The organism is Pseudomonas sp. KH_046_1 (assembly GCF_057839025.1).
Genome location: NZ_CM174481.1, coordinates 6275344 through 6289234, shown reverse-complemented (window position 1 = coordinate 6289234; position 13891 = coordinate 6275344). Strand labels below are relative to the sequence as shown.

The window sequence follows — 13891 nt, the reverse complement described above, 5'->3', positions numbered from 1 at the left end:
ACGGGGGCTTCAACTTTTTAGAACTGTGCGCCCGGTTCGTAGTCATTGGAGATGAGGGCACATCTTTTTGTGCGTTCGCGGCGGCAGGTGCAGGCGTCGCGAATCATTGAAATCGGCTATTAATTCGATAGCCAGCTATTTTTCAAAGATGGTCTACCCTCTGTTTAGACGTCTGATACAAGGGAGATTCTCCATGCTCGCGCATCTTCCACCGGCCTTACAGAATCTGCAATTACCGCTTCGCCTGAGACTCTGGGATGGCCATGAACTCAATCTGGGACCGGCGCCCAGCGTCACTATTGTGGTCAAGGACCCACAAATGGTCACCCAGTTTACCCATCCAAGCCTGGACGCCCTTGGCGCTGCTTTTGTCGAAGGCAAACTGGAACTCGAAGGCTCCATCAGCGAAGTGATCCGTGTCTGCGATGAATGGAGCCAGGCGTTGCTGGATGAAAACGACGACAATCAGCCGGTTCGTAGCGCCCACGACAAAGAGATGGACGCCAAGGCGATCTCCTACCACTACGACCTTTCCAACGCGTTCTATCAGCTGTGGCTCGACAGTGACATGGCGTACTCCTGCGCTTACTTCGAGACCGGCAGCGAAACCCTCGAACAGGCCCAGCAAGCCAAGTTCCGTCATTTGTGCCGCAAGCTGCGCCTGCAGCCCGGCGAGTATCTGCTGGATGTGGGTTGCGGTTGGGGCGGATTGGCGCGTTTTGCGGCGCGGGAATTTGGCGCGAGAGTGTTCGGTATCACCCTCAGCAAGGAACAGTTGGCCCTGGCCCGGGAACGCGTAAAAGCGGAGGGCCTGGAGGACCTGGTCGAACTGCAGCTGCTCGACTATCGCGATCTGCCGCAGGATGGCCGTTTCGACAAAGTGGTCAGCGTCGGCATGTTTGAACACGTTGGCCACGCCAACCTGGCCGAATACTGCAATACCTTGTTCGGCGCGGTGAAAGAGGGCGGCCTGGTGATGAACCACGGGATCACCGCCAAATACACCGATGGCCGTCCGGTGGGACGTGGTGCCGGAGATTTCATCGGGAAATATGTGTTCCCCAATGGCGAGCTGCCGCACCTGTCGATGATCTCTGCCGAGATCAGTGAGGCGGGGCTGGAAATCGTCGATGTCGAGAGTTTGCGCCTGCACTACGCACGTACGCTCGATCACTGGAGCGAACGCCTGGAAGACAACCTCGAAGCGGCGTCCAAGCTCGTACCGGAACAAGTCCTGCGCATCTGGCGGCTGTACCTGGCCGGTTGCGCCTACGCGTTCGCCCGTGGCTGGATCAACCTGCACCAGATTCTCGCGGTGAAGGCCCACGCCGATGGCAGTCATGAACTGCCATGGACCCGTGACGATATCTACCTCTAGAGAATCGGCGAAATAAGCCGGGCGACCCGCATGCCGACCTGCTGCAGGCGGTGGGTCTCCCGGCCTTCTCCTTTGGCGATTTCGTGGGCGTTGGCGAAGTCATCGTTGAGCATCTGTTCGACCTCGGCGGCAAAGGCTCTGTCGACGGTCAGCAACATCACTTCGAAATTCAGCCGGAACGAACGGTTGTCCAGGTTGGCGCTGCCGATGGCGCTGATTTCGCTGTCGATCAACACCACTTTCTGATGCAGGAATCCGGGCTCGTAACGGAACACCCGCACACCGGCGCGCACGGCTTCGAAGGCGTAAAGGCTGGAGGCGGCGTAGACGATTCGGTGGTCGGGTCGAGACGGCAACAGCAGTCGCACATCCACACCGCGCAGTACCGCCAGGCGCAACGCTGCGAACACGGCTTCATCGGGGATGAAGTACGGGCTGGTGATCCAGACCCGTTCCGTCGCCGCATGGATCGCTTCGACAAAAAACAGAGAACAGGTTTCGTAGGGGTCTGCCGGCCCGCTGGCGAGCAACTGGCACAGCACGCCGTCTTCCGGATAAACCTCGGGCAGGATCAGTGGCGGCAGGGCATGAGCCACCCAGAACCAGTCTTCAGCGAAAGATTCCTGCATGCACGCCACCACTGGCCCGCGCACTTGCACGTGGGTATCGCGCCAGGGGGCCAGAGGCGGTTTCTCGCCCATGTATTCATCACCGATGTTGTGCCCGCCGACGAAGCCGAGAATGCCGTCTACGACCACTATCTTGCGATGGTTGCGGAAGTTCACCTGAAAGCGATTGAACCAGCCATTACGGGGGCCAAAACCCTTGACCTCGACCCCGCCATCACGCAAGGCCTGCACGTAGCCGTTGGGCAGGGAGTGGCTGCCGATTCGGTCATACAACAGGTAGATCGCCACGCCTTCGGCGGCTTTCTTCAACAGCAAAGTCTGCAGGCGTTGGCCGAGGCGGTCGTCGTGGACGATGAAAAACTGGATCAGCACGGCTTCTTTCGCCTGGCTGATGGCATCGAAAATGGCGTCGAATGTCGTCTGGCCGTTGATCAACAGCCGCGTCTGGTTATTGGCCAGGCAGGGCATGTGTCCGAGCTTGGGCATCGCTCTGAGTGAGGCGTAGGCGGAAGAAGCGCGGGCGGTGAGAGCTTCTTCTACCCAGGGTCGCCAGTTGAGTTCGGAAACGGCCTTGCGCATCTCCTCGTTGGCCTGCCGCCGGGCCTTGATGTAGCCATCAAAGGTGCTGCGGCCGAACATCAGGTACGGGATCAGCGTGAGGTAAGGGATGAAAAACAGCGACAGGGCCCAGGCGATCGAGCCTTGGGCGGTACGGACGGTCAACACGGCGTGTATGGCCGCGATCATGCCCAGCGAGTGCAGCAGGGCGATGGTGTAACCGAAAATATGCGGTCCGAAATAATCCATGGGGGCTGCCTTGCTCCTGAAGATTCAGTGCTTAACAGACCATGTTCCGTGCAGAATGTCGCTAATTAATTGGCCCATGAACCGAAGCCCGCGGCAGACGTCTAACGGCCACTACTGATCAGGAGTTACTCGATGAACGTTCGTCTGCTGGGTTTGGCCATGGCACTGGGTTTGGCACTTCCTGTGGCGGCTCACGCGCAAATGCTGCAACCAGGATTGTGGGAGATGACCACGAGCAACATGAAGGTCGACGAGCAGAATATGCCGGACCTGCAATTGATCCTCGGCCAGATCCAGAGCCAGATGACCCCTGAGCAGCGCGCCCAGCTGGAAAAGCAGGGCATCACCATGGGCGGCAAAGGGATCCGGGCGTGCCTGACCCCGGAACAGGTCAAGACCGACAACATTCCGCTGACCGATCCGCAGTCGGGCTGCAAACAGGAAATCACCGACCGCTCCGGCAACCAGTGGAAATTCCGTTTCAGCTGCCCGAGAGCCCAGGGTGCCGGTGTGGCGACGTTCCTCAGTGATCGCGAATTCACCACCAAGGTCAACGGGACGTTCAACGCCACCGGCCTTCAGCAGAAGGGCAGCCTCGAATCCCGCGCCGTCTGGTTGGGGCAGGATTGCGGCACGGTGAAGCCAAGAGCTTAAAAAGCTTCGCGAGCAGGCTCGCTCCCACATTTGATCTGTGGTGTTCACAAAACCAATGTGGGAACGAGCCTGCTCGCGAAAGCGTCCATTCAGCCGTCCTGAATCCCCGGCCGACTCAACCACTCACACGCTACCTCGACAGCCATCCGCCCAAAATCCTCCCCCGTGCGACTGCGCACACTGACAAACCCCCCAGCCTGTTCCTTTTCACCAACCACCACCAGGTACGGCACGGTCTGGCTGTGCTGGCGAATCTTGTAGTGGACTTTTTCGTTACGCAGGTCGGCCCTGGCGCGTACGCCCCTTCGGCGCAAGGATTCGGTCACCGCTTGTGCATAAGTCGCCTGGCGGTCATCCATGCTCACGACAACCACGTGGGGTGGAACGCGCCAGTGTTGCAGTTCCTGATGGCTGGACCAGCAGGTGCCGTAGATCCGTTGCTGCAACGTGCCGCTGATGTGATCGAGGGCAAACGCCTGCAAGACTTTGGTGGTGGGGACGTGGGGTCCATGGCTCTGGTACTCGGTGTCCCCCAGACGGTACAGCGAGACTGCTTCGCGCGCCGGCCGACGACGGATCGAGTGATTGGTCGCTGCCAGTGACTGCATGCGCGCTTCGATGAGGGGCAGGTCTGCCGGGGTCAGCGGTTGCTCGACTGCAAACTCGTAAAAGAAACCGTCGCCCAATTCCTTTCCCGCACGCATTTGCGCATGAGGGTGGAGTTGCTTGACCGCCATGGCCAGCATCAATGCACAGGAGCGGCGCAGGATCTCCAGGCCGTCCGGCTCCCGGGGGGTGACAATGCTGACCCGGGCATCCGCCTCGATCATGTATTCGCAGTCCACCAGTACACCATTGACCCTTCCCGCTACGGCCGCGATGGCCAGCTCGGGGCCGATACTGGCGGCCACCTCATGCACGGACAGTGGCTGATCGTATTCACGCAATGAACCATCGGGCAGGGTGATCTGGATCATGGTCGGCGTACTCACGTGCTTCTAACGAGCGTTATCGCATAAACCATAGGGGCAAACATTAAGACGTTTGTCGTGGCAGGCAATTTGTCCTGACACGTTGGCTGTTTTTGGCCACCCGCTTCAGAACTCGTTTTGCAGGGCTTTGTAGCCGCGCACCAGGTCGACGTTGGTGCGCGCCACGTCTTCGGAAAACTCCGAGGCACTGACGCTCACCGGCGGGTATTGCGAGAGGTCGGTGTTAGGGCCGATCCGTGTAGTGGATGGCACGTAGAAGGCGTCAGGCAGGTCACGACCGTCCACCACCGAGTTGTGCCGCACCACGCAACCGTCACCAACCACACAGTTGAACAGCACGCTGTTGAAGCCGATGAACACTCGATTGCCCACGGTGCAGGGACCATGCACGATCGAGCGGTGGGCGATGGAACTGAACTCGCCAATGGTTACCGCCGCACCGGATTTGGAGTGGATCACCACGCCGTCCTGGATGTTCGAGTTGGCGCCGATGGTGATCGGCTGCATGTCGCCTGAGTCATCGACTTCGTCAGCGCGGATCACCGCGTAGGGCCCGACGAACACGTTCTCGCCTATCACCACTTTGCCGCAGATGATCGCGGTCTTGTCGACGTAGGCCGACTCGGCAATCAGCGGTAAATCTCCTGAAGGGTTCTTGCGGATCATGGCTTGCTCAACGCGTTGTACAGGGTGTTGAGGTTGTACTCGAACAACCCGGTGAAGGTGCTGGCCGGACCGCTCGCCGCCAGGGCATCGGAGTACAGCGTGCCGCCGATCTGCGCGCCGCTTTCATCGGCGATCTGCTTGAGCAGGCGGGCGTCCTTGATGTTTTCCATGAACACGGCTTTGACCTTGGCCTGACGAATCTGGGTGATCAGTGCGGCCACTTCGGCGGCTGAAGGTTCGCGCTCGGTGGACAGGCCTTGAGGTGCCATGAACTCGATGCCGTAGGCCTGGCCGAGATAACCGAAGGCGTCATGGGACGTCACGATCTTGCGATTGCCCGGTGGCAGTGAGCCGAGCTTGGCCTTGGCTTCGGCGAGCAGGGCGTAGACCTGCTTCAGGTACACCTGGCTGTTGCGCTCATAGTCGGCGGTGTTCGCCGGGTCAGCGGCGATCAGCGCCTTGGTGATGTTGGCGATGTACAACTCAGTGTTCGCCAGGTTATGCCAGGCATGCGGGTCGGGAACGGTTTCGCCGTCTTCATCCAGGCTACGCGGGATGACGCCGTGGCTCGCGCTGATGACCGGCGCCCGGGTCTCTGTGCTCGTCACCAGACGATCCAGCCAGGGCTCGAAACCCAGGCCGTTCTTGATGATGAGCCTGGCCTTGAGCAGCGCTTTGGCGTCGTCCGGTGTCGGCTCGTAGGTGTGGGCATCCGCGTCCGGGCCGACCATGTTGGTGATCTGAATATGCTCCTTGCCGACCTGCCGGGTCATGTCGGCAAGGATGCTGAAGCTGGTGACCACCTGAAGTTTTTCGGCGGCAGACAGTGACATCGACACCATCAAGCTGAACAGCACGAGTAAAGCGCGCATCGGGTAACACCTCATTGGGATGTAAGCAAAGGCGGGCGTCGCAGCAAGCCGTGCACCGGCCCGAACACCACGGACAACAGATACCCACCGCCGGCCACCAGCACGATTGCCGGGCCGCTGGGCAGCGAGTAATAGAACGAGATCAATAAACCGACCCACACCGAGAGGCTGCCGAGCAAGGCGGCGACGACGATCAGTACCGGCAGGCGGCGACTCCAGAAACGTGACGCGGCGGCAGGCAACATCATCAGGCCGACCACCATCAACGCGCCGATCGCCTGGAAGCCGATGACCAGATTCAACACCACCAGCGTCAGGAACACGCCGTGGGCCAGTGGGCCGAGTCGGCTGACGGTTTGCAGAAAAAGCGGGTCGAGGGTGTCGAGCAGCAGTGGTTTGTAGATCAATGCCATGGCAATCAGGCTCAGGCCCGAGACCCAAAGCATGCCGGTCAAGGTCGGGCCGTCGACCGCCAGCGCCGAGCCAAACAACAGGTGCAACAGGTCCAGGCGTTTGCCGGCGATGCCGAGAATCAGTACGCCACCGGCCAGGGAAATCGGGTAGATCGCCGCGAGGCTGGCGTCCTCTCGCAGGCCGGTGCGCCGCGTAATCCAGGCCGCGAGGCCGGCCATACTCAGGCCGGCACTGAGGCCACCGATGGTCAACGCTGGCAGGCTCAATCCGGCAAACCAGAAACCCAGAGCCGCACCGGGAAGGATGCCGTGGGCGACAGCGTCACCGATCAGACTCATGCGTCTGAGGATCAGAAACACCCCAAGGGGTGCCGTACTGCACGCCAGGAGCAAACCGCCGAGCAGCGCCCGACGCATGAACACGAACTCGTGGAACGGTTGCCAAAGATGCGCGGCAGCGATCATCAGGCCACCTGCGCTTGTGGTGGTTGGCGGATCAGTTCGGTGCTCGGGCCGAATAGGCAACCGCTGCCTTTGATCAGCAAGGTGTGTGGGATGTGCTCGCGGGCAGCTGCGAGGTCATGGCACACGACCACCTGTGTCCGGCCTTCGAGGTGCCATTCGTGAATGTGCTTCCAGAGCAATGCCTGGCCGAGTTCATCGAGGGCCGCGTGGGGTTCATCAAGCAACAGCAAGGGCGCGTCGGTCAGGCTCAAACGGGCGAGCAGGGCGCGTTGCAATTCGCCGCCGGAAAGGGCCATCAAGGGTCGATCTACCAGGCCTTTCAGGCACCAGTTTTCGAGGACGGTTTTCAGCCGTTGGCTACGGATCTCGGGTGGCTGTTTGTTGCCCCAGAAACCGGCGGCGACCAATGCCTGAAGGCTGATCGGGAATTGCCTGTCGAGGTGCTGTTGCTGGGGCAGGAACGACACACCCCCCTTGAGTGGAACACTCAGTCGAACCTTTCCGGCCAACGGTTTTTGCAAGCCGGCGATGACCTTCAACAGGCTGCTTTTCCCGGAACCGTTCGCACCGATGATGGCGGTCAGGCTGCCCTGCGACAGTTCGAAGTCCAGCGCGGGTGTGAGTGGTTGCCCCGGTGCGCCCCAGCGCAAGGCGTGGCAAGCAATCATGCGACCTCCCAGTTGAAACGGCTTTCGGCTACCGCATCATGGGCGTGCAGGCTTTCGGCGTGGGTGACGCGAATGTGGAAGGCATTGATGCCTGTGGAGCGTTTCAGGGCCAGATTCAAACGGCGTGCGGAGTCCTCGCAGAACATCAGGTTCTGACCATTGGCCAGGGCGAAGGCCTGTTCGTCGGCGCGTTTTACCGCTGTTTGAACGGCTGTGCCGAGTGCGGCTTCGGCGTCGTTGATGATGGCGATCAAAGGCAACTCGTCCAAAAAATCAGCCAGCCGTACGCGCAACTTTGCGCTGCTGCGTTGGCTGTGAGGTGTGGCGACTATGCCGTTCGTGGAACCGAGCCACGCTAAAACGTCGGCGTGTTGCAGTGGCTTGTTGGCGAAATCATCGACGAATTGTTGCTGAATCAACTGTCGAGAAAGGGCCGCAGAACACGGGCAGGTTGAGGAATAAGGCACATCGATTTTTAGTTCCACGTGGAACATCGCGTTTTTCAAACGCGCTTCGATGCTGACCGGATAGCTTTTCCAGCCAGCCAGTGGACTGATCAGCGCCGGCCTTTTCAGCAACAAATCGGCATGAATGGTTAGGTGTGCGCTGCTGGATAGCCCCTCATGGCTCTCAAGAAAACGCTGCAAAACCCGCCGCAATAAAGCCGGTGAAAGGCTTTCCTGCTCCAACAATTCAAGCGCCAGATAGAGCCGTGACATGTGAATGCCACGCGCGTTGCCATCGTCGAGGCTTACGCCAGCATCGGACTTTGCATTCAGTCTTTGGCCATCGAACAAAACGGGAAGAGCAATGCCGCACATGCCCACCCACTCCAGTGGCAGGGCTTGGCGTGAGGCCTGCGCGGCGATATCCGGCAGAGTCAGCGCATTCATGAGCAGGTCCATCGTGGGAGTTGAATTTGAATGTTATATCATAACAATAAAATCGACGATGCCTTTTTCATGAACGGACTTTCATCATGCGTAACCACCACGTACTCAGCCTGATTTCTTGCCATCAACAGAAAAACAAAGAGGCCTAACAGCCAGCGATCCGGTTGCAGGTGAACCTGGCGCTGCTGCCTCCGGAGCTGGAAAACCGGTTGATCGTGGTCCAGCCGACGCGCCGGTTGTAGCCAACCCAGGCCTCGCCATCGGAAGCGATACCGGTGAAAAACGTAAGCTGGCCGTAGCGGCTGTTGGTCTGTGCCCAATAGCGTTTTCCGGCCGTTTCGAAACCCCGCAGATAGAGGGTGCTGCCGGCGGTATTGACGCTGTAGGCGTTGCCATCCGCATCCACGCAGGCCAGCAGGTTGGCGCTGCGGGTGCACTTGGCCAGGCTCGGGACCTGGGCCGTCGCGTCGGCAGCCACCAGCAGGGAAAGCATGATCAATGCAGGTTTAAGGGCGTTGCGCATGGGCTTTCTCACGAGGGGAGCGGCGTTCAGCATCCTGTCCTTTGCCCTGCCGGGCAAGAGGGGATGGTTTATTTGTGTTGTTACAGTATAACATTATGTAAGCCCGACACAGCGACCGGGCATCCCTGTGAGGAATATGCAGATGTCCAATCGACTTCCCGTGACCGTTCTCTCCGGCTTTTTAGGCGCCGGAAAAAGTACACTTCTTAATTACATACTACGTAATCGTGATGGATTACGAGTTGCAGTCATCGTCAACGATATGAGCGAAATCAACGTCGATGGCACCGAAGTCCAGCGTGATGTCAGCCTAAACCGAGCTGAAGAACGGTTGGTGGAGATGAGTAACGGGTGTATTTGCTGTACGTTACGTGAAGACTTGCTGGAGGAGGTGAGTCAACTCGCCAGGGAGGGTCGCTTCGACTATCTACTGATCGAGTCCACCGGTATTTCCGAACCGCTGCCGGTGGCGGAAACCTTCACCTTCCGCGATGAAAACGGCCAGAGCCTCAATGACATCGCACGTCTCGACACCATGGTCACGGTGGTCGATGGCATGAACTTCCTGCTCGATTACCAGGCTGCCGAAAGCCTGGCTTCCCGAGGAGAAACCCTTGGGGAGGAAGACGAACGTTCGATTACCGACCTGTTGATTGAGCAGGTCGAGTTCGCCGATGTGATTTTGCTCAGCAAGATCGATTTGATCAGCAGCCACCAGCGCGAAGAATTGATCGCCATTCTTGAGCGGCTCAACGCCCGGGCGGAAATCATTCCGATGGCGATGGGCGAAATCCCTTTGAACAAGATTCTCAACACCGGTCGTTTTGATTTCGAAAAGGCTGCCCAGGCACCGGGATGGTTGCAGGAATTGCGTGGCGAACACGTGCCGGAAACCGAAGAATACGGCATTGCTTCCAGTGCTTACCGGGCTCGCCGGCCGTTCCATCCACAGCGTTTCTTCAACTTCATCGACGGTCCCTGGGACAATGGCAAACTGCTGCGCTCCAAGGGCTTTTTCTGGCTGGCAAGCAAGCACATGGACGCCGGTAGTTGGTCTCAGGCCGGTGGTTTGATGCGCTATGGCTTTGCCGGGCGCTGGTGGCGTTTCGTACCGAAAAACCAATGGCCGCAGGACGAAGAAAGTACCGCCGGGATCATGAAAAACTGGACTGCGGACAGCGGGGACTGCCGCCAGGAACTGGTGTTCATCGGCCAGAATATCGACTTCACGCAGCTCACGGCCGAGCTGGACGCATGCCTGCTGACCGATGAGGAAATGGCGCTGGGCGTAGAGGGCTGGCGTTTGCTGCCTGATCCATTCGGCCCTTGGTATGAAGAGGCCGCCTGATCCACTACTGGCGTTTCAAGGCTTGAGCCAGGCGCCCTGGCTCTGGGTCTCGCAGTACGGCTGCAAGTACGCCGCGTCGGTGGCAACGCCGTAATAGTGAATATCCTGTCGGTAGGGCATATTGGCGACTTGGGCGTTGCTGCAGATACCAAATGCGCCGCCGGGGCATTGATCGACATACTGCACATCGACTTTCTGCCCTGCCAGGTTTGGTTGGCAGAAACCATCGGCGAAGAGTTTTGGCGGGATGTTGCGGTTCTGCTGGCAAACCTGGACATCAAGCCGCTCGCCCTGGCTGTGAACCACACACGCCTGGGCCAGCGCCTCGCCTGAAACGAGTGCCAGGAACAACGACAAGCCGATTAACCGCATCCACCACCTCCTCAGAAATCATCAACCATGCTGCAGAATATCCCCACTCATGTCATTGCCGGCCCGTTGGGCGCCGGCAAGACCAGCCTGATCAAGCACCTGCTGGCCCAGCGCCCGGCTGGCGAGCGGTGGGCGGTGTTGATCAACGAGTTTGGCCAGATCGGTCTCGACGCTGCGCTGCTGACCCAGGACGCCGATGGTATCGCACTGGGGGAAGTGGCCGGGGGCTGCTTGTGTTGCGTCAACGGTGCGCCGTTTCAGATTGGTCTTGGGCGCTTGTTGCGCAAGGCACAACCGGATCGGCTGTTCATCGAGCCCTCGGGGCTAGGGCATCCGGCGCAGTTGCTCAGGCAATTGAGTGAAGCACCGTGGCAAGGCGTGTTGGCTGTCCAGCCTTGTGTGCTGGTGTTGGATGCCCAGTCGCTCGCCGCTGGCAAACCGCTGCCGGATGTTCAACGGCAAGCGCTGGGCCATGCGGGATTGCTGCTGTTGAACAAATCTGAAGGCCTTGAAGAAGACAGTCGCCAGCGAATCGCCGGGCAATTGCCGCCGCTCCCCCTGTGCTGGACGCAACAGGCGGCTTTACCCTTGAGCGAGTTGCCAGGGCTGAATGCCAAAGCGCGGGCAGGTGTGGATAACTTCGTCGTGCCCAAGGGATTGGCGCAGCTGCCGGCGCTCTGGAGCGATCCCGCGTTGCCCATTTGCTTGAGTCAGGAACAGGACGGAGGCTGGAGCATCGGATGGCGTTGGCACCCAAGCCAGGTGTTTGATGCCGCTCTGGTTGGCCGGTGGCTTGAAAGCCTTGGCTGGAGGCGGGCGAAGCTGGTTATCCACAGTACCCACAGCTGGGTCTCGGCGAACGCGGTGGATAACTCGGTGCTGGACTGGAAGCTCAGTGAATGGCGGCAGGATTCGCGTATCGAGCTGATTTTCAGTGAGGTGCAGAATGCAGATCGATTGCAGCGTGAGCTGGCAGCGTGCCGATCCGGATCGGGTTAACGGCTCAAGGCCGCCACTTGGTATGGTCCTGGCGCCACTGGCTCAGCTCGATCACTTCCGCGCGAGGTTTCGCCACGTCGACCACCGGTTCGGTCTCGTCGAAAGGGACCGGGTAGGGCGCCAGCTCAATTTGTGCACTGTGAGCGCCGAACTGGGTGATGGTGCCGTTATGGCGGGATTCACCGGTCACGGTGAATTCGAAGTTATACACACGGGCCAGGCGTCGCCGACCATTGGCATCCTTGATGAACGCGATTCTTTTCAAGGCCACGTTGCCATCGAGCAATTCGATCCCGAGTTTGCCGCAATGCTGCTTGACCCGCTCCAGCGCGCGCTCACGCAAGCCGTGGTTATGCCATAGCCATGCGCCAGCAGTGGCGAACAGCATCAGCACGAATATATTTCCAAGGGTCAGCATCAACAGGGTGCTCCAACAAGATAGTGTCAGCTTAACTGCGTCGCTGGTCTGTCGTACAGGCTGCGTTTAGTCGCATACTGCGCGGCTAGAATTTCAATCGTTTTACGGAAATCCACCGCATGAAACGTACACCGCATTTGCTCGCTATCCAGTCCCACGTGGTATTCGGTCACGCCGGCAACAGTGCCGCGGTTTTCCCGATGCAACGGGTCGGGGTGAATGTCTGGCCGCTCAACACCGTGCAGTTCTCCAATCACACCCAGTACGGTCAGTGGGCCGGTGAAGTGCTGGCGCCGCACCAGATACCTGACCTGGTCGAAGGCATCGCGGCGATTGGCGAGCTGGGCAACTGCGATGCGGTGCTCTCCGGTTACCTCGGCAGTGCGGCCCAGGGCCGGGCGATCCTGACGGGGGTGGCGCGGATCAAGTCGATGAATCCCAAGGCGCTGTACCTGTGTGACCCGGTCATGGGGCATCCGGAGAAGGGCTGCAGTGTTCCGGCGGAGGTCAGTGATTTCCTGTTGGAAGAGGCCGCCGCCGTGGCGGACTTCATGTGCCCGAACCAGCTGGAGCTGGACAGCTTCTCCGGGCGCAAGCCGCAATCGCTGTTCGATTGCCTGGCAATGGCGCGTGCATTGTTGGTGCGCGGCCCGAAAGCAGTGCTGGTCAAGCATCTGGACTACCCAGGCAAATCGGCAGAGGCCTTCGAGATGCTGCTGGTGACGGCCGAAGGCAGCTGGCATTTGCAGCGCCCGTTGCTGGCGTTCCCGCGTCAGCCGGTGGGCGTGGGCGATCTGACGTCCGGCCTGTTCCTGGCGCGTGTGCTGTTGGGCGACAGCCTGGTGGCCGCGTTCGAGTTCACGGCGTCGGCGGTGCATGAAGTGCTGCTGGAAACCCAGGCCTGTGCCAGCTACGAGTTGGAACTGGTTCGGGCTCAGGACCGGATTGCTCATCCGCGGGTGCGGTTCGAGGCGACCTCGATCAGCCTCTGATTGAGCGTTGAACCCATTCGCGAGCAAGCCCGCTCCCACAGGTTTTGCTGTGTTGCACAAAGAGTGCTTACAACTTGAATCCCTGTGGGAGCGGGCTTGCCCGCGATGGCGATTGAACGATCGAACACGTCAGACGTCGCCCTTGATCTCCTGATAGCGCTTTTCCGACTCCTGACGAATCTGTCGGCGCTGCTGGGCCTGCATGTAACGACGCTTGTCTTCGCTATTCTGCGGTTGCAACGGTGGTACGGAGGCAGGTTTACGCTGGTCATCCACCGCAACCATGGTGAAGAAGCAGCTGTTGGTGTGGCGCACCGAGCGTTCGCGGATGTTCTCGGTCACCACTTTGATGCCCACCTCCATGGAGGTGTTGCCGGTGTAGTTGACCGAGGCGAGAAAGGTCACCAGTTCGCCGACATGGATCGGCTCACGGAAAATGACCTGATCCACCGACAGGGTCACCACATAGCGGCCGGCATAACGGCTGGCGCAGGCGTAGGCCACTTCGTCGAGGTACTTGAGCAGGGTGCCGCCGTGAACATTGCCAGAGAAGTTGGCCATGTCGGGGGTCATCAATACCGTCATCGACAGCTGGGCGTTTCCGGGTTCCATAGCATTCTCACGGGTCAAGGCCAGGTTTGAGGGATGCACCTCTGCGGGTGCCTCGGCGGTTTTTTCAAACCATCAGTTATCGGGACGCCGGGTGCGGGGTCGCCGTCACGCCGGATCGATCTGTTTCCATATATTGCACCGCCTTTCTGCCAGAAGTCGCGGTGTTACCCTGCAAAAAGCCCTGCCTCAA

Annotated in this window: 16 protein-coding genes; 5 read left to right on the top strand and 11 right to left on the bottom strand. The window is 59.6% G+C overall.

The features are described 5' to 3' along the window. Nucleotides 1-193: 193 nt before the first annotated feature. Nucleotides 194-1378 (top strand): C17 cyclopropane fatty acid synthase CfaB, encoded by a 1185-nt coding sequence (gene cfaB, locus AC3IT9_RS28925; protein WP_150757439.1) that lies wholly within the window; start codon nt 194-196, stop codon nt 1376-1378. Here cfaB and cls read toward each other — a convergent pair. After that, nucleotides 1375-2814, bottom strand: coding sequence for a cardiolipin synthase (gene cls, locus AC3IT9_RS28920; protein WP_489271553.1), 1440 nt, complete (start codon nt 2812-2814; stop codon nt 1375-1377). The two genes, cfaB and cls, sit on opposite strands and share 4 nt — an antisense overlap. 132 nt (nt 2815-2946) lie before the next feature. Here cls and AC3IT9_RS28915 point away from each other — a divergent pair, with 132 nt between their 5' ends. Next, nucleotides 2947-3468: a DUF3617 domain-containing protein gene (locus AC3IT9_RS28915; protein WP_150753798.1), complete on the top strand. Its 522-nt coding sequence runs from the start codon at nt 2947-2949 to the stop codon at nt 3466-3468. Nucleotides 3469-3557: 89 nt separating this feature from the next. Here AC3IT9_RS28915 and AC3IT9_RS28910 read toward each other — a convergent pair whose 3' ends face one another. The 7 genes from AC3IT9_RS28910 to AC3IT9_RS28880 all read right to left on the bottom strand — a co-directional run bounded on the left by AC3IT9_RS28910 (nt 3558) and on the right by AC3IT9_RS28880 (nt 8960). Further along, on the bottom strand, nt 3558-4445 hold the full coding sequence (locus AC3IT9_RS28910; RefSeq protein ID WP_489271551.1) for a His/Gly/Thr/Pro-type tRNA ligase C-terminal domain-containing protein: 888 nt from the start codon (nt 4443-4445) through the stop codon (nt 3558-3560). Between the two features lie 120 nt (nt 4446-4565). After that, a complete protein-coding gene (locus AC3IT9_RS28905) occupies nt 4566-5126 on the bottom strand; it encodes a gamma carbonic anhydrase family protein (protein WP_423503001.1) in 561 nt (186 codons plus the stop codon). Next, nucleotides 5123-5998 (bottom strand): metal ABC transporter substrate-binding protein, encoded by an 876-nt coding sequence (locus tag AC3IT9_RS28900; protein WP_489271550.1) that lies wholly within the window; start codon nt 5996-5998, stop codon nt 5123-5125. Before AC3IT9_RS28900 ends, AC3IT9_RS28905 begins: the two co-directional genes overlap by 4 nt. Before the next feature lie 11 nt (nt 5999-6009). Next, entirely contained in the window at nt 6010-6876 is an 867-nt protein-coding gene (locus tag AC3IT9_RS28895; protein ID WP_423503003.1) for a metal ABC transporter permease, read from the bottom strand. Beyond that, complete coding sequence (locus AC3IT9_RS28890) at nt 6876-7544, bottom strand: metal ABC transporter ATP-binding protein (protein WP_489271549.1); 669 nt, start codon at nt 7542-7544, stop codon at nt 6876-6878. Before AC3IT9_RS28890 ends, AC3IT9_RS28895 begins: the two co-directional genes overlap by 1 nt. After that, the gene (gene folE2 / locus AC3IT9_RS28885; RefSeq protein ID WP_489271548.1) at nt 7541-8437 is read right to left on the bottom strand and encodes a GTP cyclohydrolase FolE2; all 897 of its coding nucleotides are present in this window, start codon (nt 8435-8437) and stop codon (nt 7541-7543) included. The genes AC3IT9_RS28890 and folE2 overlap by 4 nt, the downstream gene beginning before the upstream one ends. 145 nt (nt 8438-8582) lie before the next feature. Further along, a complete protein-coding gene (locus AC3IT9_RS28880) occupies nt 8583-8960 on the bottom strand; it encodes a glutamine synthetase (protein WP_489271547.1) in 378 nt (125 codons plus the stop codon). 142 nt (nt 8961-9102) lie between these two features. On the opposite strand from AC3IT9_RS28880, the gene zigA reads away from it, so the two are divergent. Beyond that, on the top strand, nt 9103-10308 hold the full coding sequence (zigA, locus tag AC3IT9_RS28875; protein ID WP_489271546.1) for a zinc metallochaperone GTPase ZigA: 1206 nt from the start codon (nt 9103-9105) through the stop codon (nt 10306-10308). A 15-nt stretch (nt 10309-10323) separates the two neighbouring features. Here zigA and AC3IT9_RS28870 read toward each other — a convergent pair whose 3' ends face one another. Continuing rightward, nucleotides 10324-10680 (bottom strand): NADH:ubiquinone oxidoreductase, encoded by a 357-nt coding sequence (locus AC3IT9_RS28870; protein WP_489271544.1) that lies wholly within the window; start codon nt 10678-10680, stop codon nt 10324-10326. A 27-nt stretch (nt 10681-10707) separates the two neighbouring features. Between AC3IT9_RS28870 and AC3IT9_RS28865 the strand changes: the two genes are divergently transcribed. Continuing rightward, the gene (locus AC3IT9_RS28865) at nt 10708-11679 is read left to right on the top strand and encodes a CobW family GTP-binding protein (RefSeq protein ID WP_489271543.1); all 972 of its coding nucleotides are present in this window, start codon (nt 10708-10710) and stop codon (nt 11677-11679) included. 4 nt (nt 11680-11683) lie between these two features. On the opposite strand, the gene AC3IT9_RS28860 is transcribed toward AC3IT9_RS28865, so the two are convergent. Then, nucleotides 11684-12097: a DUF3301 domain-containing protein gene (locus tag AC3IT9_RS28860; protein ID WP_458370525.1), complete on the bottom strand. Its 414-nt coding sequence runs from the start codon at nt 12095-12097 to the stop codon at nt 11684-11686. Nucleotides 12098-12216: 119 nt separating this feature from the next. Here AC3IT9_RS28860 and pdxY point away from each other — a divergent pair, with 119 nt between their 5' ends. Next, nucleotides 12217-13089: a pyridoxal kinase PdxY gene (pdxY, locus tag AC3IT9_RS28855; protein ID WP_150757443.1), complete on the top strand. Its 873-nt coding sequence runs from the start codon at nt 12217-12219 to the stop codon at nt 13087-13089. 129 nt (nt 13090-13218) lie between these two features. Here pdxY and AC3IT9_RS28850 read toward each other — a convergent pair whose 3' ends face one another. Next, nucleotides 13219-13701, bottom strand: a complete 483-nt coding sequence (locus AC3IT9_RS28850) for an acyl-CoA thioesterase (protein ID WP_046038855.1) — start codon at nt 13699-13701, stop codon at nt 13219-13221. Between the last annotated feature and the right edge of the window lie 190 nt (nt 13702-13891).